Here is a 25,100-nt window from a genome sequence, read left to right on the forward strand (position 1 = left end):
CGAGAGCGCATGTCGATGGTGGCCGTGTCGGCCGACTGAATTTATAGATGACTATAGTAAGATTTGGCCCTCAGGTTCAGAGCCATTTCAATAAATCTATAGGAGCCAATTCGATGACCACGCGCGCAAGCGTGCTTTCCGACTGGCTCGCGCAACGCATCGACCGCACGAACGGCCAGCCGATCTACCGTCAGTTGCATCGGCTGTTGCAGCAGGCGATTCTCACGCGCGAGCTTGCGGCGGGCGCGAAAGTGCCGTCGTCGCGGCTGCTGGCGGCGGAACTCGGCGTCGGGCGGAACACGGTGACGCAGGTGTACGAGCAACTCGCGCTCGAAGGCTACGTGTCGTCGGCGACGGGGCGCGGCACCTTCGTCGCGGACAGCACGCCCGACGACATCCTGTTCGACGACGCGCCGCCCGCTGCCGCCGCGCAACTGGACACGCAATCGACGCTCTCGGCGCGCGGCGCGCGGCTGATTTCCGGTGCGGGCGTCTCGAAGCGCCAGGGCGGCGCGTTTATGCCGGGCGTGCCGGATGTGTCGCGTTTTCCGTCGCGCGTGTGGAACCGCCTGCACGCGAAATACTGGCGCAGGCCGCTGCCCGATCTGCTCACTTACGCGCCCGGCGGCGGCCACGCGGGCTTGCGCGACGCGCTCGCGCACTATTTGCGCACGTCGCGTTCGGTGCGTTGCATGCCGGAACAGATCATCGTGACGACGGGCATCCATCAGTCGATCGATCTCGCCGCGCGCCTGCTCGCGGATGCCGGCGACACGATCTGGACCGAAGACCCGTGCTACTGGGGCGTGCGCAGCGTGCTGCAGGTTTCGGGACTCGATCTCAAGGCGATTCCTGCCGACGCCGAAGGCATCGCGCCGACGCCCGCCGATCTCGCATCGCCGCCGAAGCTAATGCTGGTCACGCCGTCGCATCAATATCCGCTCGGCATGGTGATGAGCCTCGCGCGCCGCCGCATGCTGCTCGAATATGCGCGTCAGCATCGCTGCTGGATCGTCGAGGACGATTACGACAGCGAGTTCCGCTATGGCAGCCGGCCGCTTGCGTCGCTGCAGGGGATGGATACGTCGGGGCAGGTGATTTACGTCGGGAGTTTCGGGAAGACGCTGTTTCCGGGGCTGCGTATTGGTTATATCGTCGTGCCGGAGGCGCTCGCGGAAAGCTTCGCCACGGCGAGCGCCGAGCTGTATCGGGAAGGGCAGCTGTTGCAGCAGGCGGTGCTCGCAGAGTTCATCGAGCAGGGGCATTTCACGTCGCATATCCGGCGCATGCGCGCGCTTTATGGTCAGCGCCGCGACACGTTGCTGGCGACTATCGCGGCGCGTTATGGCGACACGCTCGCGATCGCCGGGGGGGATGCGGGGTTGCATCTCGTGCTCAAGTTGCCCAAAGGCGTTGATGATCGCGCGGTCGCTGCTGCGGCGCTGGAAGAGGATATCGTGGTGCGGCCGCTGTCGGGGTATTACGCGCATCGGCCGGATGCGGAATCGGGCTTGCTGATCGGCTATGCGTGCGTGCCGGATGAGGAAATCGCCCCGGCATTCGAGAAACTCGCGGGGGTGATTGATCGGGTTTTGGGGTGAGGTGGTGGAAAGTGTGCGATTGGCTTTTGTTTGCAAAAAGCGGTTCACCGCGGGTTTTTTGCAGAAGGGCGATTATCGACCTATTTCGGTCGATCATGCCGTCCCAGCTTCAACGACTGTTGACGGAATGGTCCAGACATCCGCGCCGAGCTATCGGCCTTCTCGCATCCTCACACACATGAGCAGCGGGAATGTATCCGCCGCCGCTTTCCAAGGCCGCAGTGCGCAGCCTCTCGACGGATTTGACAACTAGGCGAAATCTGAGATTACAATCAAACGCACTATCGATCACAGTTTATTTAGGTCGACGTTGAGTCCAGCCTGACGGAATTCTTTGCCGAGTGAGTAGCGCCACGTGCCGTGATCGTCGATGGGGATAAATACCACCCCATAGTAGTCCGATGGCAGTTCCACGCCCGATTCATAAAGCACGCACACGTTTTGCCGACCGATCTTTCCAATGAAGTAGCCAAGTTCGAGAACGACGTTTTGCCGTGCGCGCGCCTGAAGGCCGCTATCACGTGCCGACTTCACGGCTCCGACGTCATCCGCAGTCATTAATACGACTGCGAAGCGCACATTCGAATGCCGCTCTAGCTTCTCGATGATCGTTGCGCTACGATTAGTTTGCTCGCTGAGGATGATCGCCTCGAGTCCTAGCTTTTCGATCAGTCGAGCGCTCATTTCACGGAGAGCGACATCGTGCCCGTGCACGAGAAAGACGGAGTTTTCGTCGCCGCGAGGCCCGGACCCATAATGCGCGCGCGGCGCTCCGATATCGATATCCTTTGGGAGACCATAGTGCCTATGGTCTTCATTAAAGTCTTCACGCGTTATATTCGCCGGCTCGATTTCGATGATCGCCGTGTTCTTGGTGACGTGGTCCCCGGCTTTCACTAGCGTCGCTAGCACCCTGCCCGCTTTCGGTGAAGGTACATCAAGCGTCGCCTTTCGGCTCTCAACAGTGATCAGCGTGTCTTCGGGCATCACAAAGTCGCCTGCCTTAAGCGGCGTCTCAATGACCCAAATTGGCCCAAGTTCTTCTCCCCCTACATCTAGGGTCCCAAAATCGGGCAAAAGGATTACCTCGCTGGTTTGCGTCACGTTTTGATCCCTTGAGTTCAAATTCAACATGCCAGGCGCAGCTATTCTAATACCAAACGGGAACGGCATATCGTTCGGGATCAGGCGCCGGCACAGGCATCGCGCGCGAGGGTTCTGTGCAAGAAACACCGTCCGGCAGGCTCCGAAGTATAACCTCCGTTCGAACGGCGGGTTCACGGCCTCACGGGACGGTAGGTGGTGGCTGTTCAGTGCACGACGACCGAACGCGATGATCGTCCCGAGCGTACGCGCGATGCGTGTGGCATATAGCGACTCGATTCGGTCCTTGAACCTAGCGCCCCCCTAAGTGGCCGCTTCGGGGCTTCAACGGCCGCTGGCCCAATCGAGTAGGTCGGAAATTGGTCTTGTTGTCGGTCATTATCCGAATTTCAGCCCAACATTAGGATCTTATATCAAAATCTAGCGGGGGGCGAATGTGGATCCGGTGATCTGGCTAATCCTAATGAACTGCGCTTGACGATTACCTCCGGTGACAAGCATTCCTGCGAGCGCGAACTGAATACCATCCTCACTTCTATACGATAGAAATACCGGAGATCCACTAAAACCATTTAGGCCGTTCTGCCAAGTGATATCAGCCATGGTCATAGTATGCGGGTAGACTCCCGGCCTGAGAGTTCCACATGCCACGACCGATTGCGTAACAACGCCACCCAGATCATCAATCTCAGTTTGCGTTCCATACCGTGGATAACCAACCGTCACCAGCTGAATAATTCCGCCATTAAGAAATGCCTGTCGAGAAATTCTTGTCCGGGTGAAATCGTCCAGCCAGTTTCCGGTGGGCGGCAACTTTACGGCTCTAGACCTCAGGCGCTTCTCTTGCCAAGTCCCCGGCTTGACGGTTATCGTAAGAATGACAAAATCGACAAACGAGCCTGGAATATCGATTGACTCGTGTCTAAACGTGTAAGTTAAATCGAATTCCAGGAAATCACGCTTAGATCTTTTAATGCCATTAAGAATGTAGGGGATGCACAATCTGCTCGCGGTTTCTGGTACGTCTTCCTCATTACCGCTCATAAGGCAGTGCCGTGCGGTGATGAAAATCACCGAGTTACCTTTCCTGGCGAGGAAACCTGTGCCATGAACGCCAAGAATATCAGGGTGACCGTCAGCATGAGAAATGATTGGCGTGACACAATCCGGAATCCCGGAGTGCAGGGGAGAGATTCTCCCTCTGTTGTTGCCAGCTACGAGTTGACTCACAAATCCCCCTGAAAGACGTGCTTTTTGGTAGCCGTTATTTGCATCATCGTTGATGCTTTGAGTTGTTCCACCGTTACTTCCGTACCGAGACAACGCCCGCTTCAGCCGCAGAAGCCACCATTTGGGACGGATAAGTCCGTGAATCATCGTGATACGTCGTACAACTATACGATAGATGCGATCGCATTACTTATCGTCTCTGAAGCCATTTCGAAAGGGCGCGCTGCTTGTGCGAGAGCACCAGCGTTGACTGCGCGTTACCACTGTTCGCTTGACCGCTTCGTCGGTGTTTGGGTCGGTGGAGCGTCATCGTGGGGAAGCTGTCGAACGTCGCTTAATGGCCCGACTCCTGCCAACCACGAGCCGTCTCCACGAAGAACCCCAAAAAATCCCACACAGAACTAGAAACCTCCACCCATCTAGCGGATCATATCCGCCGTTTTCCACGCATCCGCAAGGCCTTCCCCATGCCAACCCCCTCCAACACAAACCTCACCGTCATCGCCGACCTCTCCGACGACGCCCCGTCGCTGCGCGCGATCCGCCACGACATCCACCGTCATCCGGAACTGTCCTACGAAGAGACACGCACCGCCGCGCTCGTCGCCGAGCGGCTGGAAGAGTGGGGCTGGCAGGTCACGCGCGGGGTCGGCGGCACGGGCGTCGTCGGCACTTTGAAAGCGGGCGATGGCGCGAAGAGCATCGGCCTGCGCGCCGACATGGACGCGCTGCCGATCATCGAGCAGACCGGCAAGCCCTACGCGAGCGAGACGCACGGCAAGATGCACGCGTGCGGCCACGACGGCCACACGACGATGCTGCTCGGCGCCGCGCGTCATCTCGCGCGCACGCGGCGTTTCAGCGGCACGGTGCATCTGTACTTTCAGCCGGCGGAAGAGCACGGCGTGCCGAGCGGCGCGCAGCAGATGATCGCGGAAGGCCTGTTCGAGCGCTTTCATTGCGATGCCGTGTTCGGCGTGCACAACCATCCCGGCGCGCAGCCGGGCACATTCCTGTTCCGCAAGGGGCCGTTCATGGCGGCGGGCGATCAGGTGTCGATCGTGATCGAGGGCGTCGGCGGGCACGCGGCGCGTCCGCATCTCTCGGTCGATCCGGTCGTGGTGACGGCGAGCATCGTGATGGCGCTGCAGACGATCGTCGCGCGCAATGTCGATCCGGCGCAGCCGGCCGTCGTCACGGTCGGCTCGATGCACGCGGGCACGGTCAACAACGTCATCCCGAACCGCGCGACGCTGGAACTGTCGGTACGTTCGTTCGACCCGCAGGTGCGCGAGCTGCTCAAGCGCCGCATCAAGGAACTGGTCGAAGCGCAGGCCGCGAGCTACGGCGCGACGGCGACGGTGAAGTATCTGGAAGGCTATCCGGTCGTCGTCAATTCGGACGCGGAGACGGAATTCGCGATTCAGGTGGCGCGCGAGCTGGTCGGCGAGCAGAACGTCGTCGCGCACGCGGATTTGCTGATGGGCAGCGAGGATTTCGCGTTCATGCTGCAGGCGCGGCCGGGCTCGTTCCTGCGTCTCGGCAACGGTGCGGGCGAGGACGGCTGCATGGTCCACAACCCGCATTACGATTTCAACGACAAAAATTTGCCGATCGGCGCGGCGTACTGGGCGAGGCTCGTCGAACGATTCCTCGCCTGATCGAAAGCCTTACGCCGGCAGCCTGAAACTCCCGATCGCCTCGCGCAGCACATCCACCTGATCCTTCAGCGAATGCGCAGCGGCGGCCGCCTCTTCGACGAGCGCGGCGTTCTGCTGCGTCACCTGATCCATCTCGACAACGGCGCGGTTCACCTGCTCGATGCCCGCGCTCTGCTCGCGCGACGCGTGGCTGATCTCGTCGAGAATCTCGTTCACGCGGCGCACCGACTGCACGATCTCGGTCATGGTCGAGCCCGCGTTCGTCACGAGCGACGCTCCTTGCTGCACCGTCTGCGTCGAGGTCTCGATGAGCGCCTTGATCTCTTTCGCCGCCGTCGCCGAGCGCTGCGCGAGGCTGCGCACTTCGGCCGCCACGACCGCGAAGCCGCGTCCCTGTTCGCCCGCGCGCGCCGCTTCGACGGCCGCATTGAGCGCGAGGATGTTGGTCTGGAACGCGATGCCGTCGATCACGCCGATGATGTCGCCGATCTGCTGCGAACTCGCGGTGATGCGCGTCATCGTGTCGATCACGTCGTCGACGACGCCGCTGCCGCGCGTCGCCACATCCGCCGCCTGCTCGGCGAGCCGCGCGGCCTGCGTGGCGCTGTCGGCATTGTTCTTCACGTTGGCGGTCATCTGATCCATGCTCGACGCGGTCTCTACGAGCGCCGCCGCCTGCTCTTCGGTGCGCTGCGAGAGATCGGTATTGCCCGCCGCGATTTCCGACGCGCCCACGTTGATGTTCTCGGTACCGTTGCGCACGCGCGAAACCGTCTCGACGAGCCCGCGCTGCATCACGCTGAGCGCGTGCAGGAGGCTGGTCGTGTCGTTCGGATGGACGTCGACGGCGCTCGTCAGGTCGCCGCGCGCGATGCGATGCGCCGCGCCGACCGCAAGCTCCAGTTCGCCGCCGAGATTGCGCCGGATGCTGCGCAGCACGACGAGCATCGCCGCCGTCGCGATACCGCCGAGCAGCGCCGTGATCGCGAGCCAGCGCAACGCGCTCGCGTAGAACGCGCTCTGCACGTCGTCCATGTACATGCCCGTGACGAGATACCAGTCCCACTGCCCGAAGCGCTGCGAGTAGGAGAGCTTCGAAACCGGCTTGTCGCTGCCCGGCTTCGGCCACAGATAGCTGATGTAGCCGCCGCCCGGCTGATCGCCCGCCTTGACGATATCGACGAACAGGCGATTGCCCGCCGGATCGGTATAGGACGACAGATCCTTGCCGTTCATGGCCGGCTTGATCGGGTGCATGACCATCGTCGGATGCGAATCGTTGATGGAGAGATAGCCGTCCGTGCCGTAACGGATCGCGCCGACCACTTCGAGCGCGCGCTTCTTTGCTTCGTCTTCGGTGAGCGTCTTGTTGGCCGCGAGGGCCGCGTAGTGCGCGGTGATGGCGTGCGCCTCGTTGACGAGGGTCTTCAGCTGCTCCTTGCGGTCGTCGATCATCGACGTGCGGTTTTGCCAGGCCCCGATGATCCCGATCGCGATCAAGCCGATCCACAGCACGGCGATCATCGAGCCGAGCTTTCTGTTCAACGTCATTCTGTTCATGTTGCGCCCGTCGCCTCTTTGCGTTGTCAGTTGCGACGGCGCATGCCGCCGCATGCCCGCTTTACGGCAGGCGCTGCGGCGGAATGTAGGGCGGGGAATACCCGTAGCGTCAGAGACGGCGGATCGGGTCCTTGTCGGGCGGCGCGTCGGGGTGCTGCGGCTCGTCCGGGCGATGGCCCGGCGAAGGCGGCGTGAGCGGATCGGCTTCCGGATCGCGGTTCGGGTCCGCGATGGGATCCGGAACGGGACTGGTCTGCATGTCGAATTTCATGGTGTCCCCCTGATGGGTGGATCGATGCTACGCGGATTCGTGCGCCGCCGGCATGTGCAGCGTGAACGGCTGGCCCGGATGCGCGTCGCCGGTGGTCGAGAGCGCGGCGCGGGCGCGCGCGACGATCGCGTCGCTGCCGGTGTCGCGCGGATGCTCGGCGAGCACGATATGCGGCGTGCCGAGCGCGCGGGCCGCGGCGACGGGCGAGGATACGGCGGCATCGTCGGACAGGAGCAGGCGCGCGTTCGCGATCAGGCGCGGCAAAATCGCCGGCGCGACGGCGCCCGCGAGAAAGAGCGCGGCCGTCTGCATCGCGCCGAGCACGCCGGCGGTGCGCTCGGGTTCGGGCGCGTCGCCGACGATGGCGATCTGCCAGCCGTCGGCGGCGAGCTGATCGGCGACATCGGCGTAACGCTCGGCGGGCCAGGCGGGCGCCGCGTGGTGGCTGCCCGGATGAATCAGCACCAGACGCTCGCGCTCGATGCCGTGGAATGCGGCGAGTTCGGTGTAATCGGCATCGGACGGCGTGGCAGCTTCCGCGGATGGCGGCGGGGCGCACGGCTCGTCGGGAACGAGCGCGGTCGCGAGGTCGTCGCGCAACGTGGAAAGGGGAGTGGCTCGCATCCTGGCTCCTGCAAGTGACGTGGCCTGATTTCGATGGTCCGCGCATTCGCGGAGGCTCGGGCGCTTGGCAAGCACCCGCCATGCCCGGAAGGGTTCCGGCGCGTCACGCCGGACGGCGCGCGTGCCGCAGGGACAGAGTGCATCCCGGACCGTGACAGTTTGAGCGTCCGTTGCGGCATCTGTCACGTATTGAAGGAGCCACGGCGGCCCTCGTCAAGCCGGGAGGTTTCGACGCCGAAGAAAAAAGCCGCCGCCTCGCGATGGCGAGGCGGCGGCTCGATGTGCGGCTCGTGCGGCGGCCGGCGGCGCTCAGGTTTCGCCGTTGCCGTCGTCGGCGGGCAGCGTCTTCGGCGTGAACGCTTCGGCGCGGCGGCGGATGTCATCGACTTCGCCTGTCACGAAGGTGCGGCTGTCGGCAGCGAGCGCCTGCTGGTAGGACATGCCTTCCGGCACGCGATGCAGCAGCGCGCGCAGCTCGCCTTGCGTCGTCTGCTCGACCGGCTCGAAATTGTAGAGGCCGAGTTCGAGTTCGGCGCGCTCGTGAAGGATGAACAGGCACGACGCGAACACCGCAACGGCGAGCACTTCCTGCAAGCCGAAGCGAAATTCGTGCGGCACCGGCGAAAACGGCAGCCACGCGATGACCGCCGCGCCCGCCAGCGCCAGCGCGATCGTGGCGTTGAGCAGGATTTGCAGACGCGCGACGATGCGCTCGCGTTCGGTCTTCAGCTGCCCCGCCGATTTCGGCACGAGCGCAACGAGGGATTGTTGACGGCGGAGTTCTTCGAGCGGGAGAGCGGCCATGGAGGTGTGGTCGGAACCTTCGGTGAGCGCCAAAGCGGCGCGACACCGGTATAACGCGCGGCTTACAGGTGCGTTGACGGCGCTTTCGTCTTGTTGCGACTCGTTTCGTCCTGTTGCATTTAGCGCGCGCGATTCTGGACGGGCGTGCGGATGGTCGCGGTGCCGTCCGCGATCTGCTGCGCGAAAACCAGCGCCTCGACGATCGTTCCGAAGACTTCCGCGCGTACGTGGTCGTCGGCGAGACGCAACAGATACGACGGGTGATAAGTCGGCACGATGATGTGTCCCTTGTGCTCGATGGTCTTGCCGAGATACTCGGACAGCGCCGTGCGATGCCCCGTGAGCGCCTTCAGCGCCGTCGCTCCGAGCGCGACGACGACTTTCGGCGCGACGCGTTTCAGTTCTTCGTCGAGCCAGTAGCGGCAGGCTTCGCGCTCGCGCTGCGCGGGTGCGAGATGTGCGCGTTCCTCGCCGTGCGCTTCCCACTTGAAGTGCTTCACCGCGTTGGTCAGATACAGCGATGCGCGCGCGATCTGCGCTTCGGCGAGCGCATCGTCGAGCAGCTTGCCCGCCGGGCCGACGAACGGCTGGCCCGCGCGGTCTTCCTGATCGCCCGGCTGCTCGCCGACGAGCATCACGCGCGCATCGGCGGGACCGACGCCCGGCACGGCCTGCGTCGCGTTGCGCCAGAGCGCGCAGCGCCGGCACGCGTCGAGCGACGGCGGTTCGGTGAGCAGCGTGCCCTTGATCGGCTCCAGATCCGTGTTGATGGCCACTTCCATCTCGGGCGGCACATTGCGCGGATGGCGCTCGCGCCGCGAATAGGGATCGGCGCGGGAAATGAGCGCGGGGTCGGTGCGCGCGTTCTCCGGGCTTTTCCAGTAGCGCACCGGCATGTGCGACGCCATTTCGGCGGCGTTCGCCTGCGCCGGCGCGAACGTGCTCTCGTAATACGCGAGCCAGAGCGCCTCGATGGCGTCGCCGCTCACCGCTTCGCCGCTCATTGCGGTATCGCCGAAGTCCATTGGCTTTTCCTCCGGCTCGCTCGTGCGATCCACGCGCAGCAGCGCGCCGTCCCAGAAGGCGGCGCCGTGCGGCGTGGCGATCATCCACGTGGCGCTGCCCATGCGCGTGGCGAAGTGCAGCGCGGCGTGCTCCAGCAGGTCGTGCACCGGCTCGAACCAGCTGATGAACTCGGGTGGCCCGAGCGACGAATCGCGATGCCTGAAACGCAGCACCTTGCGCATTTCGCGCTCCTCGGCCTCGACCATTTCGATCATCTGGCGCAGCCGATGCCCGTCCGCGTCATCCGGCGACGCGATCGCGCGGTCGCCCTGCGTCCAGCGCCACAGCGCCTTGTACAGAAACGGCCAGCGGTCCGGCGCGCGATAGCACGCCGCCGTTTCCAGCATGGCGAGAAATTCGCGCGCGACCCTGACCGGCTTCCTCGCGTTCGGGTCCACCGAACCGGGCGGAGGCGGATCGATGCAGCCGAACACCGTCGCCGAGGCATCCGACTCGCGCCACAGCACGTCCTCCGGCCGCACGCCCTCCGTCAGGAGATTGCGCGCTTCGGTACGCCAGGCCGCAAACGATGGATCGATGGTGACGCTTTTCATCGGCGAGCGGAATCAGAAAAGTACTGTATATCCATACAGTAATTCTATCGATATCCGCTGCTTTGCGGCAACTTTTTGGGTGGCGTTTCGGTTGATGAAACATGGGAACGGCCATTGCTGAAAACGATCCATCGCCGCTATCGATTGCTTGTCGATGGTGGCCGACCCATCGGAAACCGGAGCCGACATGCTTGCGATCGTTATTCCTGCTCACAACGAAGCCGCGCATATCGGCGCGTGCGTGGCGGCCGCGCGGCGCGCCGCGGATCATCATCAATTGCTCGGCGAAGCGGCGCGCGTGATCGTCGTGGCCGACACCTGCACCGACCAGACCGGCGACATCGCGCGGGCGCTCGGCGCGGACGTCGCGTGCATCGAGGCGCGCAATGTCGGCATCGCGCGGGCGCATGGCGCCCAGCGGGCGCTGGCCCTGGGGGCGCGCTGGCTCGCTTTCACCGACGCCGACACGACCGTCGCGGAAGACTGGCTCGTGCGCCAGCTCGACTGCTGCGCGGACGCAGTGTGCGGCGTGATCGGCGTGCATGACTGGTCGCCGCATATCGGCGCGGTGCGGGAGCACTTCGGACGCACCTATACCGACGCGGACGGGCATCGGCATATTCATGGCGCGAATCTGGGCGTGGCGGCGAAGGCGTATTTGCAGGCGGGCGGTTTTCCTCCGCTGGAGTCGAGCGAGGATGTGGCGCTCGTCGAGGCGCTTGTCGCGATCGGCGCGCGGATCGAATGGAGTGCGTCGCCGCGCGTGGTGACGAGTGCGCGGACGGATTTTCGGGCCAGGAAAGGATTCGGTGCGACGTTGCTTGATGTCAGCAGGCGTTATCTGCCGATTGGCGGCGGCGTCGATTCGGCCGATAACGTGGCGATTGCTGCTTGAAGCGGGTCAATCGCCGAGCGCTTCTTGAATGCCGATATCGCTCTTTCCGCGCATTACCGTGCCGGTCAGAAACGCGGTGAGCACGCTGACGAGCAGCGTGACGGCAACCGCGATGGCGACGCCGTCGTGACCGTGTTCGGCGAGTTCATAAACGAGCCCGAAGCCGATCAATACGAGAAAGCCAGCGATGAACTGCGCGCGGATATCCTTGCGGATCGACCCGCGCAGGCTCAGGGCTTCGATTTTCCGCGCGTGCTCGCTGTTCATCTGAAACTCGTCGACGATCAGCCGCCCGGCGCCCGGCACGATACGGTCGTATTGCGCGAGATGGTCGGGCGGCGGCATCGGTCCGCGGAACGAGTGCGCCTGCACCGCCACGGTGACGGACGCCCTTTCAGGAGCGATCGCAGGCTCTGCTACTTCGCCTCGGACGGGTTCGGCAATGTACCGGACCGTGCGCTCCTCAACGGCGTCGCTCATTCTGACCATACCCTTCGATCGTGCCGTTCAGTTCCGACATGGTTCTCGCCCACGCGCGGTCCATCATTTCGGCGGCGGACCTGCGCGGATAAGCCGACCGGTAATCCGTTGGCGGATTGATCGCAAACGTGCGCGCCAGCGCATCCGCAACGCGCCGCATTTCGCTCCAGAATGTCATGTGATGCTCCCGTGAAAAGTTTGTCCGCCGCGCGACCGGGCCGATCGCGTGGAATTGATCCTACCATTTACTTAATGATCCGAATCAATCGGCCGAATGGCCAGGGCGCTTTTCAGACAATCACACAGAGAGTGAGCGTACGCCATTCAACCCCGCGCCAGATCGCTCGGCAGATCGACATCCCGCAACACGTTCGCATCATCGACTTCGACGACGAGCGGCGCATGCGTCGAAAAGATCCCTCGTGCGCCCGCATCGCCATCGAGCGCGGCAAGCGCCTCGCGATGCATGAGGCCGAACCCCGCCGGATGCCCACGCTGGCCGCGATAGAACGGCGCCACCAGCCCGGCGCCCTGATCGAGCGGCCGCGCGACGGCTTCGATCGTCGCGGGCTCGATCCAGGGCATGTCGCCCAACGCGACGAGCCAGCCATCGGCCTCGGACGTCGCCCGCACGGCGGCGGCGAGCGTCGCCCCCATGCCGCGCTCGGCGTCGATGCTGAAGATGACGTTGCAGCCCGCTTCGTTGAGCACATCGGCGAGCTTTTCGGCGCCCGGACGCACGACCGCGACGACTTCGGCGACGACCGCTAGCAGCCTGCGCGCCGACTGAAACACGACGGGCGTGCCGTCGGGCAGGGTGGCGAGCAGCTTGTTGTGGCGTCCGGACGGATCGAAGCGAGTGCCCAGACCCGCCGCCAGCAGTATGCCGGTCGCGTTCGACGAATAGCTCATCGCGGCTGCTCGCTTGGGGATTGAATCAGGAATTGTGCGGCGCATCGAAGCGCGCCGCAAGCATAAAAAAGCACGCGACAGCCACGGCGACCGTCGCGCGCTTCGTTTCACGACACGTTACGTCACGATCGGCGGCAACAGCTTGTCGAGCGTGATCGGCAGGTCGCGCACGCGCACGCCCGTCGCGTGATACACCGCATTGCCGAGCGCGCCCGCCACGCCCGTGATGCCGATCTCGCCGATTCCCCGCGCGCCGTGAGGATTGATATGCGGATCGGGCCGTCCGACGAAGGAGATATCCAGCATGCCGATATCCGCGTTCACCGGCACGTGATACTCCGCGAGATTCGCGTTGGTGTAGCGCCCGTAGCGCGCATCGAGTTCGCTCTTTTCGAACAGCGCCGAGCCGACGCCCCACACGATGCCGCCCATCAACTGGCTGTGCGCGGTCTTCTCGTTGAACAGCGTGCCGACGTCGTACACCCCGACGATGCGCGGCACGCGAACGATCCCGAGGTCCGCATCGACATGCACTTCCGCGAACACCGCGCCGAACGAGTGGAACGCGTACTGCTTTTTCTCGTCGCCGGGACGCGTCGTGGCGACCGCTTCGATCGCGCGGCCGCCGTTGCGCGCGATCACCGCGGCGGCCGGATCGCGTCTGTCGGGATTCGACAGGCTCACGACCCAGCCGTTGGACACCGTCACGTCCTCGCGCGCGAGACCGGTGACGGGCGATCCGCGATCCGCGAGCGCCATCGCGATGAGCTGGTCGCGCGCCTGCATCGACGCCGCCCGCACCGCCGGCGACACGCTCGCGGCCGATTGCGAGCCGCCCGATACCGGCGCCTTCGGCAGCGACGAATCGCCGAGCGCGAAGCGCACGTAATCGAGCGGAAAGCCGAGCGCGTCGGCGGCGATCTGCGTCATGATCGTGTAGGTGCCGGTGCCGAGATCCTGCGTGCCGGAGGCGACCATTGCGGTGCCATCGGGGAGAATGCGCGCGAGCGCCGACGCCTCGCTGCGGTTCGCCGGATACGTCGCCGTGCCCACGCCCCAGCCGATCAACGTGTTGCCCTCGCGCATCGACTTCGGCGCGGCGCTGCGGCGCGACCAGCCGAATTTCTCCGCGCCCTGCTGGTAGCACTCGAGCAGCGATTTCTCCGACCACGGCTTCTTTTCCTGCGGCTCCATGTTCGCGTGATTGCGGATGCGAAACGCGAGCGGGTCCATCTTCAGCTGATACGCCATTTCGTCCATCGCCGTTTCGAGCGCGAACGAGCCGCTCGTCTCGCCGGGCGCGCGCATGAAGGTCGGCGTGCCGATATCGAGCTTCACGAGTTTGTGCGATGTCGACTGATTCGGCACCGCGTAGAGCATGCGCGTGACGATCGCGGAACTCTCGGTCCAGTCCTCGAAGGTCGAGGTCGTCGAGATCACGTCGTGACGCATGCCGGTCATGATGCCGTCGTCGCGCGCGCTCACCTGGATGCGCTGCTCCGTGTACGGCCGGTTGCCGATCATGCCGAACATCTGCGGGCGTTCGAGCACGAGCTTGACGGGCCGGCCGGTCTGCTTCGCCGCCATCGCCGCGAGCACGACGTGCGACCACGCCGAGCCTTTGCAGCCGAAGCCGCCGCCGACGAACGGGCAAATCACGCGCACGTTGTCATCCGGAATGCCGAAGAACTTCGCCACCGCGCTGCGCGCGCCGGACACGCCTTGAGTCGCGTCGTAGAGCGTGAGGTTGGGGCCGTCCCAGCGGGCGAGCGTCGCGTGCGGCTCCATCGGATTGTGATGCTCGTACGGCGTCGTGTAGACCGCGTCGAGGCGCGTCGGACCCTGCCGCAAGCCGGCGTCGACGTCGCCGCGCCTGGTCGTGATCGCGCGGCCCATCATCTTTTCCGGCTGATAGGCCTGCACCTTCGCGCGTTCGAAATCCGCGGTGGGCATCGCGGCTTCGTAGCGCACGTCGACATAACGCGCCGCGCCCTGCGCATGTTCCAGCGAATCCGCAACGACCACCGCGACCGGCTCGTTGCTGTAGCGCACCTCGCTGGTCTGCAAAAGCGTGAGCTTGCGCACGGCGGGCGGCTGCGCATCGGGGACGCCGTTGTTGGGCAGGCGCATCGCGTTCTGATACGTCATCACGAGCAGCACGCCGGGCAGCGCCTGCGCGCGGCTCGTGTCGATCGACGCGATGCGGCCTTTCGCGACCGTGCTCGTCACGATGACCGCGTGCGCGAGCTTGGCGTCGGTGTTGTCGGCCGAATAGCGCGCCTGGCCCGTGACCTTCAGCACGCCGTCGGTGCGATCGAGCGGTTTTCCGATGAAAGTCATGCGACACCTCCGGCCTGTTGAACCGCCCGCACGATCGCGCGCTGCGCGAGCGCGACCTTGAAGGCGTTGTCGCGCTGCGGCTGTGCGCCCTGCACGGCGAGCGCGGCGGCGGTTTGCAGCGTCGGCCTGTCGAGCGGTTTGCCGATGAGCGCGCGTTCCGTCGCGTTCGCGCGCCACGGCTTGTGCGCGACGCCGCCGAGCGCGATGCGCGCGTTGGTCACGGTGTTGCCATCCATCTGCAAGGCCGCCGCGACGGATACGAGCGCGAATGCATAGCTCGCCCGGTCGCGCACCTTCAGATACTTCGAATGCCCGGCGAAAAGCGGCGGCGGCAGATCGACCGATGTAATCAGTTCGCCCGCCTGCAAGGTCGTATCGAGATCCGGCCGGTCGCCCGGCAGCCGATGAAACTCCGCGAACGCGATCGTCCGTTCGCCGTTCGGGCCGGTCACGCGCACGACGGCATCGAGCGCCGCGAGCGCGACACTCATGTCGGAGGGATTCGTCGCGATGCATTGACGGCTCGCGCCGAGAATCGCGTGCATGCGGTTGTGGCCGTCGATCGCCGCGCAGCCGCTGCCCGGCGCGCGTTTGTTGCACTGGGGAAAGCCGGTATCGTAGAAATAGGCGCAGCGCGTGCGCTGCATCAGATTGCCGCCGACGGTCGCCATGTTGCGCAATTGCGCCGATGCGCCCGCGAGCAGCGCCTGCGACAGCAGCGGATAACGCTCGCGCACCCACGCGTGATTCGCCGCGTCGCTGTTGCGCACGAGCGCGCCGAGGCGCAGGCCGCCGTCGGGCAGGGCGGTGATGCCGTTGAGCGCATCGATGTGCGTGATGTCGACGAGTTTCATCGGCCGCAGCACGCCGCCTTTCATGAGATCGAGCAGATTGGTGCCGCCGCCGATGAACATCGCGCCCGGCTGGCTCGCCGCGGCGAGCGCGGCGTTGATGTCGGCGGCGCGCTGATAGGAGATCGAGTCCATGTGCGTCTCCTTCAGGCGTTGCCCGACGCGACGGCTTTCACCGCCGCGACGATGTTCGGATACGCGCCGCAGCGGCAGATGTTGCCGCTCATGCGCTCGCGGATTTCGTCGTCGGACAGTTGCGCGGGGCGAAAGCGCACGTCGGCGGTGACCGCGCTGGCGTCGCCGGCGCGGTATTCGTCGATGAGCGCGGTCGCCGAGCACAACTGCCCGGGCGTACAGTAGCCGCACTGAAAGGCGTCCTTCTCGATGAACGCGCGCTGGATCGGCGCGAGCGTGTCGCCGTCGGGCGCGAGGCCTTCGACGGTCGTGACGGCTTCGCCGTCGTGCATCACGGCGAGCGTGAGACACGAGTTGATGCGCCGGCCCGACACGATCACCGTGCACGCGCCGCACTGGCCGCGGTCGCAGCCTTTCTTCGTGCCGGTGAGGTTTGCGTACTCGCGCAGGGCGTCGAGCAGCGTCGTGCGCGCTTCCACCTGCAGCTCGTACGGGTGGCCGTTGATGGTGAGCTTTACGGGCATCATCGGCGCGGTGGCGGGCGGCGGCGCGACTGCTGGCGTCGCGGCTTGTTGTTGCGCATGCGCGAGCGGCGCGGCGCTGACGGCGGCGGCCGCCGCGGCCGATTGCAGGAAACGTCGGCGCGACGGCTTTTGCGCCGTGTCGCTGGCGTCGTGGGGATGGGTATCGGCTGGGGACATGGCGATCGGTTGCTCCTCGCTCGTTCGGAAGGGCGCCGGTCTGCTCCAGTCTTCGTGGCCATCTGCTCGCGACCGATTGCGACGCTCGGACGGAGCGCCGATGCCGGAGTTCGCGGGCGGCGCGTGGGGCGCGGGCTCGCGTTCGTCCGCCAACTGTAAGGGAACCGAACGTTCGTCGACCCGCAACCGGCGAGTCGAAGCAAGTCGGATGCCATACGGCGGGCGATGAGACGCATCTCACGCCGATCTCTTGCCCTCACGCGCATCTCCGCTGCAATGCAGAGCACTCGCGCGACGTGATTGTTTCGCTAACGGATTCGGCGTAAGGCAAGTTTTGTGACGTTTGCGCGGGTGCGCGCGGTTCAAAATTGCATGGTTTAGTCGTCGTTGTCGTCGAAAGGCGATATCGCGGCCCAGATGAATTCTTTCAATCCCTCCACGTCTTTCATGTCCGTCGACCAGTATCACCGTGCAGCGCGGCACTACTCGGCGAATGAGCCTGCCGACGCGCTGGCTGTTTTGTCGCCCCTGCTCGATCGCCCGTACGCCGATGCGGATACGCTCAATCTCGCGGCGGCATGCGCTTACGCGATTAATCGAGTCGATCTGGCCCAGGCGTACTGGCAACGCGCGGTCGCGGAACATCCGCAAGACGCGGGTGTTCACAACAACCTCGGAAGCCTGTACGAGCAACTCAAACGGCACCCGGAAGCGGAGGCGATGTATCGGCGTTCGCTCGAACTGAACCCCGGTTTTGCCGAAGCCCATTACAACCTCGGCAACGTGCTGGCGCTGCAGGACCGCATCGACGACGCGGAACAGTCGCTGAGGCGCGCGCTCGAACTGCGGCCGGATCTGGCGCCGGCGCATTACAGCCTGGGCAAGTTGCTGATGAAGCAGGCACGCCCCGACGAAGCGCAAGCGCATTTTCGATTCGCGCTCGACGTGCGCCCGGACTGGGCCGACGCGCACCACAACCTCGGCAACGCGTTCGCCGCCTTGCAGCGCTGGGATGAAGCCGAGCGCGCGTATCGCGCGGCCATCGAAGTGAATCCGCGCCTGACGATTGCGTATCAGGAACTGGCCGCGTTGCTCGAAACGCAGGGACGAGACGCGGACCTGGAGAGCGTGTATCGCCGTCTGGTTGAACACATACCCGACCTGAGCGCCGCGCATTACAACCTGGGCCAGGTGATTTATCGGACAACGGCCGTCGCTGGGCTTGAGCGTGTCGACGAGGCCGAAGCGGCGTACCGTCGCGCGATCGAGCTTCAGCCCGGTTACACGCAGGCGCGCCTTGCGCTCGGCAACTTGCTGAAGGAGCACCCCGGGCGCGTGAACGAGATGCTGGATACGTTCCGGCGCGCCGTGGAAGTCGATCCGAATTCGGGGGAAGCCAAGTTCAATCTCGCCGGGGGGCTCCTGCGCATTGGAGCGTACGCGGAAGGGTGGCCGTTGTTCGAATACCGCTACGACGATAGTTGGCCGGATCGGCGCATCCGCGTACCGGACTTGCCTTTTTCGCAGTGGCGAGGCGAGCCTCTCGCCGGCAAGTCGATGCTCGTGATTCACGAACAGGGATTCGGCGACGCCTTCCAGTTTTGCCGCTTTCTGCCGATCCTGAAGTCGCAAGGGCTTTCGAGGCTGTCGGTCGTGTGGCCGCTACGGGACCCGCTGCTTGCCTCGGTCGATGGCGTCGACGTCTGCGTCAGCGGCGACGCGCTGCACACCCTGCTGCCACATGACTACTGGTGTTTCATGATGAGCTTACCGAAACTACTTGGCACCACGCTCGAGACCATTCCCAACGTCACGCCCTATCTCGCCGCCGATCAACAACGCGTCGACTACTGGCGCAGCCGGCTGCCCACGCGGGCGCCGAAGGTTGGCTTCGTGGGGATGCCCGAACCGCGCCTGAGTCCGTTCGATGCCTGCCGTTGGGTCGGTGCGCAAGCAAGCATTCCATTGCTCGGCGTGCCCGGCGTGCGGTTCGTCAATCTGCAGAAGGCGCCGGTCGCGCGCGCGCAACTCGCTACTTTGCCCCCCCGCCTGCGACCCCTCGACCTGATGGACGACGTCAAGGACTTCTCGGATACGGCTGCAATCATTGCCTCGCTCGATCTCGTGATCTCTGTGGATACCTCCGTCGCGCATCTCGCGGGCGCGCTCGGCAAGCCGGTGTGGATGCTGCTGCCCTGGAATCCATGCTGGCGCTGGCTGATCGACGGCGAAGATTCGGCCTGGTACCCGAAGGCGCGTCTGTTCCGGCAGACCACACCCAACCAATGGGACGACGTGATCACGCGCGTCGCGGATGCGCTGGCCGAATGGCGTGATCGCAACTAACTGTCTTTAATCGCGACGACCGCCATTCATTTGACGAGCGCGAGCACGTCCCTGAAGCGCGGATGCCTGAAACTGCCGAGCCAGCCAAAGATCGCCGTCTCCACGGTCGTGAGCCGCGCGCCGTCCTGATGCGCCCGTTCGAGCGCGACGGCGCGGTCATCCGCGCGGCGTGACGCGACCGCGTCCGCGACATACTCCACGCGATAGCCGAGCCGCAGCAGCCCGAGCACGGTCAGCAGCACGCACACATGTGCTTCCGCGCCAGCCACCCACAGCGTGGCGGGTGCGGGCGGCAGTGCATCGACGAAGGCGGGCGCGAGCGTCGCATCGAAGGTGTGCTTCTCGATGACCTTCGCCGCGCGAAGATCATCCAGCAACGCCTCCACGGTCCCACCGAGCCCTTGCGGATTCTGCTCCGTGACGACCACCGGCACGTCGAGCAGATTCGCCGCGCGCAGCAACGTGCCGACGCGCGCAGCCAGGCGCTCGCCGCCGTCGAGATGCGGCAGCAGCCGCGCCTGCATGTCGACGATGACGAGCATCGCTTAAGCCTCGCTCTCCATGATCCGGTCGATCAGACGAGCGTTCTCGCCTGCCGAGCCGATGCCCGCGTGCTTGGCCATCGGCACGAAGAAGTGCGTCGCGATCGGCAGTTTCGAGCGCTCGAGCCAGTTGGTCAGATGCGCGCCGAGCCGCCTGGCCGGCGTTTTCAGCTCCTCGCGCAGCACGCCGGGAAGTTTTTCGAAGTGGCGCATGTCCGTCTGATACGGCTCGGGCGCGACGCACAGCGCGTTGGGCCGGCCATCGACATCGAGCGGCAGACGCTCCAGCGCCTGATGCAGCAGCGCGACGCCCAGACCTTCGCCGCGCCACGGCTTGCGCACTTCCCACAGGCTGATATAGATCACGCGATGCGCGTTGAAGACTTCGCACAGCCGCTCGGGCCCGAGCGCCTCGGTGGCCGCCAGCGCGAGCGAGAGCATCTCGCCCGAGTATGTGTCGAGCGTATAGACGAGATCGGCGCTGCTGGTGAGCGGCGGGACCTTGACGAGTTGCAGCCGCACAGCCGCCGCGACGATGTCGCTGCCCGCCTCGTGAAACACGGCGAACGCGGTGCCGAGACGTTCGTCGTCGACCTGCGGATATTCGTGGCGGTAGGTCATCGTGAAGAGAAACGGCCCGATCTTCTCGCGATAGGCGAGCGGCCGGTCGACGTCGTACACATCGACGCCGTCGAGGCCGTAGGGATCGTAATCGCGCTTCTCACGCCGCGCGCCGTTCTGCACGGCGGCGGCGAGCGCCGCGAGCGGACGGCGCGATTCGGGCACGAGATCCTCCGGCAAACCTTCCCACGTGAGACGCAGGAATTCTCGCCCGCCGCGATAGTGCGTTTCGAAGAGCGAGAGCACCGGCTCGCTCGCGGCTGGATCGAGGATGCGCTGGGCGCATTCGTAGGCGCGGTCGAGGAGCTGATCGGCTTCGGCGGGATCGGGGGCGAGGTGCGGCTCGCTGCCCTGAGGAACTGCGGGCAAGCCTCTTGCGAGACGTTCCTTGTGCGCGAGTTCGAGCCACTCGTCGGCGGCGCGCTCGGCGATGAAACCCGCCGCGATGCGATACCCCGTCAGCACGATCGACTGGCCGGTGCGTCCGAGCGGGAACACGTATTCGTCGTTCATGGCGTCGTCGACGGTGACGCCGCGAAAGGTTTCGCGTGGCGCGCTCACGTTCGCCGCCGCATCGAAGCGATCGTGCGACAGCACGTGGGCGAGCAGGTCGGACGCGGCGGGACCGAACTCCGATCCGGCGCCGGGGAGCAGCTTCAGGAGGGACAAGGTACTCGTGGTGCTGGTGGTGCCGGCCGTGCTCGATGTGCTCATGAGTGCCATCTCCGATCGTGAAGGGCTATCGTAACAAACCGCCGTATTTACGGGAGAGATCGATGAACGTTCAAACGAAAGATGAACTGGCGACGACCGTGCATGAAGGAGGATGCGCCTGCGGCGCGTTCCGCTTTCGCGCGACGGGCAAGCCGAAGCGCGTCGGCATGTGTCATTGCATGACATGCCGGCAAGTGCATGGCTCCGCCTTTGGAGCTTATGCGATGTACGCGCGCGGCGACGTGATGATGAGCGGCAGCCTCTCGACCTGGCGCAGCTCCGACGACGGGCGGCGGCACTTCTGCCCCGTGTGCGGATCGGTCGCGTACATGGAGTTCACGACACGCGATGAAGTCGATCTGCCGCTCGGCGGCTTCGACGAAACCGGTCTCTTCGAGCCGGACTACGAACTCTGGGTCAAGCATCGTGAGCCGTGGCTGCCGCACGGCGTGCGCCCGTCGTACGAGGAAGAGCGCCCGCACGAGGCCGCGCCATCGAAAAGCGCCTGAAGACCGGGACAGCTTTTGTCTCGCCGGAACTGCATCCTCGCGTCAACGGTCCGAGCAATTGCATTCGCGCCCGGAAAATAAGACGATAAGCGCGTGCGCTACTGCGAGACGAGCGCGCGCCGGATGCGCGAGAGCGGCAGGATCGAGAACCTTTGAACTTCACGGCCAGCGAGGAGCATCGATACCATGACGAAGCAACCGGTCAGCGGCAGCGACAAGATTCATCCCGAGGGCGCGCAATGCATAGGCGACTGCGATCCCGCCGAACAGATCGAAGTGATCGTGATGCTGCGGCGCAAGGACGAAGCCGGCTTCAAACAGCTGATGGCGCGCGTCGACGCGGGTGACGCGCCCGCGCAAGCCGTCTCCCGTGAGGACTTCGACAAGCGCTACACCGCATCCGACGAAGACGTCGCGAAGGTCAAGGCCTTCGCCGCACAGTACGGACTGACGGTCGTGCGCGCCGAAACCGAGACGCGCAGTGTCGTGCTGAAAGGCACCATCGAACAATTCCAGAAAGCTTTCGACGTCAGGCTCGAACGCTTTCAACATCACAACATCGGCGAATATCGTGGGCGCACGGGGCCGGTCAGCGTGCCCGACGACATGCACGACGCCGTCACCGCCGTGCTCGGCCTCGACAGCAAGCCGCAGGCGCGCCCGCATTTCCGTTTTCGTCCGCCTTTCAAGCCGGCGCGCGGCATGACGCCCGCGTCGTTCACGCCGGTCGATCTCGCGCGCCTCTACGATTTCCCCGATGGCGACGGCGCCGGCCAATGCATCGCGATCATCGAGCTTGGCGGCGGCTATCGCGACAGCGATCTGTCCGCGTATTTCTCGAAGCTCGGCGTGAAGGCGCCGCAAGTCGTGGCGGTGGGCGTCGACAACGCGAAGAACGCGCCGACGGGCAATCCGAACGGACCGGACGGCGAGGTGACGCTCGACATCGAGATCGCGGGCGCCATTGCGCCGGGCGCGCGTATCGCCGTGTACTTCGCGCCGAACAGCGACGCCGGTTTCGTCGATGCCGTCAATCGCGCGCTGCACGATTCCACCAATAAGCCTTCCGTGATATCCATCAGCTGGGGCGGCCCCGAGTCGAACTGGTCGTCGCAGTCGATGAGCGCCTTCAACGACGTGCTGCAAAGCGCGGCCGCGCTCGGCGTGACGGTCTGCGCCGCATCGGGCGACAGCGGCTCGTCCGATGGCGTCGGCGACGGCGCGGACCATGTCGACTTCCCCGCGTCGAGTCCGTATGTGCTCGGCTGCGGCGGCACGAGCCTGGCGGCATCGGCGCAGGGTATCGCGAAGGAAGTCGTGTGGAACGACGGCGATCAGGGCGGCTCGGGCGGCGGCGGCGTGTCCGGCACGTTTGCGCTGCCGGTCTGGCAGAAGGGCTTGTCGGTCACGCGCAACGGCAGGACCGCGGCGCTCGCCAAGCGCGGCGTGCCGGATGTGGCGGGCGACGCATCGCCGCAAACCGGTTACGAAGTGCTGATCGACGGCGAGGATACGGTGGTCGGCGGCACGAGCGCGGTCGCGCCGCTGTGGGCCGCGCTGATCGCCCGTATCAACGCGATCAACGCGTCGCCGGCGGGCTTCGTCAATCCGAAGCTTTATACGGCGAAGGCGTCGTTTCGCGACATCACCGAGGGCAACAACGGCAGCTTCTCGGCGGCGGACGGCTGGGATGCATGCACCGGCATGGGCAGCCCGGACGGCGCGAAGATCGCGGCCGCGCTCAAGCCCGCGAAGCGTTGAAGCGATGCAGCAAGACGTAAAACAGTGAACAACAACCACGACGACGATTCTGGAGCGATGACGATGAACTCCGATCCACTGGCAGCGAGCGGCAAACCCGAGAACGCGGACGAGACGGCGATGGCGGCCGCCGCGAAGAAAGCGCCGAAGAAGACCACGACGGCGAAGAAGGATCAGCCGTACTTCGATCCGGTCGCCTACGGCAACGGCCCCGACGATTCAGTCGCCGCGAACGAAGCCGACGAGAACGCGGCCATCACGCATCACAGCGTGACGATCGGCGGCGCGAAGATCGCCTATACGGCGACCGTCGGCCATCTCGTGACGGTCGATCCGAGCAGTTCGAAGCCGGACGCGAAGATGTTCTACGTCGCGTTCACGAAGGACGGCGCGAAGGAGGAAGCGCGCCCGCTCACGTTCTTCTACAACGGCGGGCCGGGATCGTCGTCGGTGTTCGTGTTACTCGGCTCGTTCGCGCCGCGCCGCATCAAGACCGCAATGCCGAGCTTCACGCCGCCCGCGCCGTATCAGATGGAGGACAACCCGGACAGCCTGCTCGACCGCAGCGACCTGATCTTTATCAATCCGGTCGGCACGGGCTATTCCGCCGCGATCGCGCCGAACAAGAACCGGGATTTCTGGGGCGTCGATCAGGACGCGGGCTCGATCGCGCAGTTCATCAAGCGTTATCTGACGAAGAACAACCGCTGGAATTCGCCGAAGTTCCTGTTCGGTGAATCGTACGGCACGGCGCGCAGTTGCGTGCTCGCGTACAAGCTGCACGAGGACGGCATCGATCTGAACGGCGTCACCTTGCAGTCCTCCATTCTCGATTACGCGCAGGCGGGCAATCCGGTCGGCGCATTGCCGACTGCGGCTGCGGACGCGTGGTATCACAAGAAGCTCGGCGTGCATCCGACGCCGACCAATCTTTTGACTTTCGCGGAGGAAGTGGCGGAATTTTCGCGCACGGACTATCTGAATGCGTTGCGCAAGTTTCCCCAGACGGACGACGAAGTTGTCGAGAAGCTGTCCGACTACACGGGCATCGATCGCGCGACGCTGCTCGCGTGGAGCCTCGACATCGCGGCTTACGACAGCCGTGGCAATTCGCTCTTTCTCACGACCTTGCTGAAGTCGAAGGGCGAATCGCTCGGTTCCTACGACGGCCGCGTCACGGCGATTTCGACGGGCATCGCGGGCAAGATCGATCCGAATTCGGGCGGCAACGATCCGACCATGACGGCGGTGAGCGGCGTCTACACGACGATGTGGAACAGCTATCTCAACGAGCAGTTGAAGTTCACGTCGACGTCATCGTTTACCGACCTGAACGATCAGGCGTTTCTCAACTGGGATTTCAAGCACACGGACCCGACGGGCGCGCAGAAGGGCGTCGATTCGAAGGGCAACATCATTCTCTATACGGCGGGCGATCTTGCTGCCGTGATGGCGTTGAATGTCGATCTGAGAGTGCTTTCCGCGAACGGAATGTATGACTTCGTGACGCCGTTCTATCAGACGATCATCGATTTGCAGCAGATGCCGCTGATCGACAAGACCGTGCGGCAGAATCTGTCGGCGACGTTTTATCCGTCGGGGCATATGGTTTATCTCGACGGCGGGTCGAGGACGCAGCTCAAGGCCGATCTTGCCAGGATGTATGACGATGCCACGGCGAATCATGCGGCAATGGGGCGGATTATTGCGCTGCAGAAGGTTACTGCGGACAAGTTGGGGGCGTTGTCGCCGGTGAATGGGGCTTAGGGTTTTTCTGGCTTGCGCCTGGGCGATAGCGACCCCAGACGCAAGCAAATTC

Annotated in this window: 22 protein-coding genes; 7 read left to right on the forward strand and 15 right to left on the reverse strand. The window is 64.6% G+C overall.

What is annotated here, in order from left to right; all coding sequences use genetic code 11:
* Positions 1-113 precede the first annotated feature (113 nt).
* On the forward strand, positions 114-1,601 hold the full coding sequence (locus NK8_RS16000; protein ID WP_213229932.1) for a PLP-dependent aminotransferase family protein: 1,488 nt from the start codon (positions 114-116) through the stop codon (positions 1,599-1,601).
* A 288-nt stretch (positions 1,602-1,889) separates the two neighbouring features.
* On the opposite strand, the gene NK8_RS16005 is transcribed toward NK8_RS16000, so the two are convergent.
* On the reverse strand, positions 1,890-2,705 hold the full coding sequence (locus NK8_RS16005; RefSeq protein ID WP_213229934.1) for a TIR domain-containing protein: 816 nt from the start codon (positions 2,703-2,705) through the stop codon (positions 1,890-1,892).
* Positions 2,706-3,125: 420 nt separating this feature from the next.
* Entirely contained in the window at positions 3,126-4,082 is a 957-nt protein-coding gene (locus NK8_RS16010; RefSeq protein ID WP_213229936.1) for a hypothetical protein, read from the reverse strand.
* A gap of 320 nt (positions 4,083-4,402) precedes the next feature.
* Here NK8_RS16010 and NK8_RS16015 point away from each other — a divergent pair, with 320 nt between their 5' ends.
* Positions 4,403-5,596: a M20 aminoacylase family protein gene (locus tag NK8_RS16015; protein ID WP_213229938.1), complete on the forward strand. Its 1,194-nt coding sequence runs from the start codon at positions 4,403-4,405 to the stop codon at positions 5,594-5,596.
* A gap of 9 nt (positions 5,597-5,605) precedes the next feature.
* Here the strand turns inward: NK8_RS16015 and NK8_RS16020 are convergent, their stop codons facing one another.
* From NK8_RS16020 to NK8_RS16040, 5 genes are all read right to left on the reverse strand, one after another.
* Complete coding sequence (locus NK8_RS16020; protein ID WP_213230384.1) at positions 5,606-7,147, reverse strand: methyl-accepting chemotaxis protein; 1,542 nt, start codon at positions 7,145-7,147, stop codon at positions 5,606-5,608.
* Positions 7,148-7,265: 118 nt separating this feature from the next.
* The gene (locus NK8_RS16025; protein ID WP_174258043.1) at positions 7,266-7,427 is read right to left on the reverse strand and encodes a hypothetical protein; all 162 of its coding nucleotides are present in this window, start codon (positions 7,425-7,427) and stop codon (positions 7,266-7,268) included.
* A gap of 27 nt (positions 7,428-7,454) precedes the next feature.
* Entirely contained in the window at positions 7,455-8,051 is a 597-nt protein-coding gene (locus NK8_RS16030; protein ID WP_213229941.1) for a glycosyltransferase family 9 protein, read from the reverse strand.
* 309 nt (positions 8,052-8,360) lie between these two features.
* A complete protein-coding gene (locus NK8_RS16035; protein ID WP_061174591.1) occupies positions 8,361-8,855 on the reverse strand; it encodes a hypothetical protein in 495 nt (164 codons plus the stop codon).
* 119 nt (positions 8,856-8,974) lie between these two features.
* Positions 8,975-10,474: a UdgX family uracil-DNA binding protein gene (locus NK8_RS16040; RefSeq protein ID WP_213229943.1), complete on the reverse strand. Its 1,500-nt coding sequence runs from the start codon at positions 10,472-10,474 to the stop codon at positions 8,975-8,977.
* Between the two features lie 187 nt (positions 10,475-10,661).
* On the opposite strand from NK8_RS16040, the gene NK8_RS16045 reads away from it, so the two are divergent.
* A complete protein-coding gene (locus NK8_RS16045) occupies positions 10,662-11,369 on the forward strand; it encodes a glycosyltransferase family 2 protein (RefSeq protein ID WP_213229945.1) in 708 nt (235 codons plus the stop codon).
* Positions 11,370-11,375: 6 nt separating this feature from the next.
* On the opposite strand, the gene NK8_RS16050 is transcribed toward NK8_RS16045, so the two are convergent.
* The 6 genes from NK8_RS16050 to NK8_RS16075 all read right to left on the reverse strand — a co-directional run bounded on the left by NK8_RS16050 (position 11,376) and on the right by NK8_RS16075 (position 16,788).
* A complete protein-coding gene (locus NK8_RS16050) occupies positions 11,376-11,849 on the reverse strand; it encodes a DUF2335 domain-containing protein (RefSeq protein ID WP_213229947.1) in 474 nt (157 codons plus the stop codon).
* Positions 11,833-12,027 carry a hypothetical protein gene (locus NK8_RS16055; RefSeq protein ID WP_213229949.1) on the reverse strand — a complete coding sequence of 65 codons (195 nt, stop codon included), beginning with the start codon at positions 12,025-12,027 and terminating at the stop codon, positions 11,833-11,835. The genes NK8_RS16050 and NK8_RS16055 overlap by 17 nt, the downstream gene beginning before the upstream one ends.
* Before the next feature lie 146 nt (positions 12,028-12,173).
* Complete coding sequence (locus NK8_RS16060) at positions 12,174-12,761, reverse strand: NTP transferase domain-containing protein (RefSeq protein ID WP_213229951.1); 588 nt, start codon at positions 12,759-12,761, stop codon at positions 12,174-12,176.
* A gap of 117 nt (positions 12,762-12,878) precedes the next feature.
* Positions 12,879-15,101, reverse strand: coding sequence for a xanthine dehydrogenase family protein molybdopterin-binding subunit (locus NK8_RS16065; RefSeq protein ID WP_213229953.1), 2,223 nt, complete (start codon positions 15,099-15,101; stop codon positions 12,879-12,881).
* Positions 15,098-16,087, reverse strand: coding sequence for a xanthine dehydrogenase family protein subunit M (locus NK8_RS16070; protein WP_213229954.1), 990 nt, complete (start codon positions 16,085-16,087; stop codon positions 15,098-15,100). The genes NK8_RS16065 and NK8_RS16070 overlap by 4 nt, the downstream gene beginning before the upstream one ends.
* Positions 16,088-16,098: 11 nt before the next feature.
* Entirely contained in the window at positions 16,099-16,788 is a 690-nt protein-coding gene (locus NK8_RS16075) for a 2Fe-2S iron-sulfur cluster-binding protein (RefSeq protein WP_213229955.1), read from the reverse strand.
* A gap of 447 nt (positions 16,789-17,235) precedes the next feature.
* Between NK8_RS16075 and NK8_RS16080 the strand changes: the two genes are divergently transcribed.
* Complete coding sequence (locus tag NK8_RS16080; protein ID WP_213229957.1) at positions 17,236-19,134, forward strand: tetratricopeptide repeat protein; 1,899 nt, start codon at positions 17,236-17,238, stop codon at positions 19,132-19,134.
* A gap of 26 nt (positions 19,135-19,160) precedes the next feature.
* Here NK8_RS16080 and NK8_RS16085 read toward each other — a convergent pair whose 3' ends face one another.
* Together NK8_RS16085 and NK8_RS16090 are read right to left on the reverse strand one after the other, a co-directional pair.
* Positions 19,161-19,676 (reverse strand): isochorismatase family protein, encoded by a 516-nt coding sequence (locus tag NK8_RS16085; protein WP_213229959.1) that lies wholly within the window; start codon positions 19,674-19,676, stop codon positions 19,161-19,163.
* A gap of 3 nt (positions 19,677-19,679) precedes the next feature.
* The gene (locus NK8_RS16090; RefSeq protein WP_162067125.1) at positions 19,680-21,011 is read right to left on the reverse strand and encodes an inositol monophosphatase; all 1,332 of its coding nucleotides are present in this window, start codon (positions 21,009-21,011) and stop codon (positions 19,680-19,682) included.
* 62 nt (positions 21,012-21,073) lie between these two features.
* Between NK8_RS16090 and NK8_RS16095 the strand changes: the two genes are divergently transcribed.
* The 3 genes from NK8_RS16095 (at position 21,074) to NK8_RS16105 (ending at position 25,048) form a co-directional block, all read left to right on the forward strand.
* The gene (locus NK8_RS16095) at positions 21,074-21,520 is read left to right on the forward strand and encodes a GFA family protein (protein ID WP_213229961.1); all 447 of its coding nucleotides are present in this window, start codon (positions 21,074-21,076) and stop codon (positions 21,518-21,520) included.
* Between the two features lie 186 nt (positions 21,521-21,706).
* Positions 21,707-23,281 carry a protease pro-enzyme activation domain-containing protein gene (locus NK8_RS16100; protein ID WP_213229963.1) on the forward strand — a complete coding sequence of 525 codons (1,575 nt, stop codon included), beginning with the start codon at positions 21,707-21,709 and terminating at the stop codon, positions 23,279-23,281.
* Between the two features lie 120 nt (positions 23,282-23,401).
* Positions 23,402-25,048: a S10 family peptidase gene (locus tag NK8_RS16105; protein ID WP_225936345.1), complete on the forward strand. Its 1,647-nt coding sequence runs from the start codon at positions 23,402-23,404 to the stop codon at positions 25,046-25,048.
* Positions 25,049-25,100 lie beyond the last annotated feature (52 nt).

The sequence above is a fragment of the Caballeronia sp. NK8 genome, assembly GCF_018408855.1.
Taxonomy (GTDB): Bacteria; Pseudomonadota; Gammaproteobacteria; order Burkholderiales; family Burkholderiaceae; genus Caballeronia.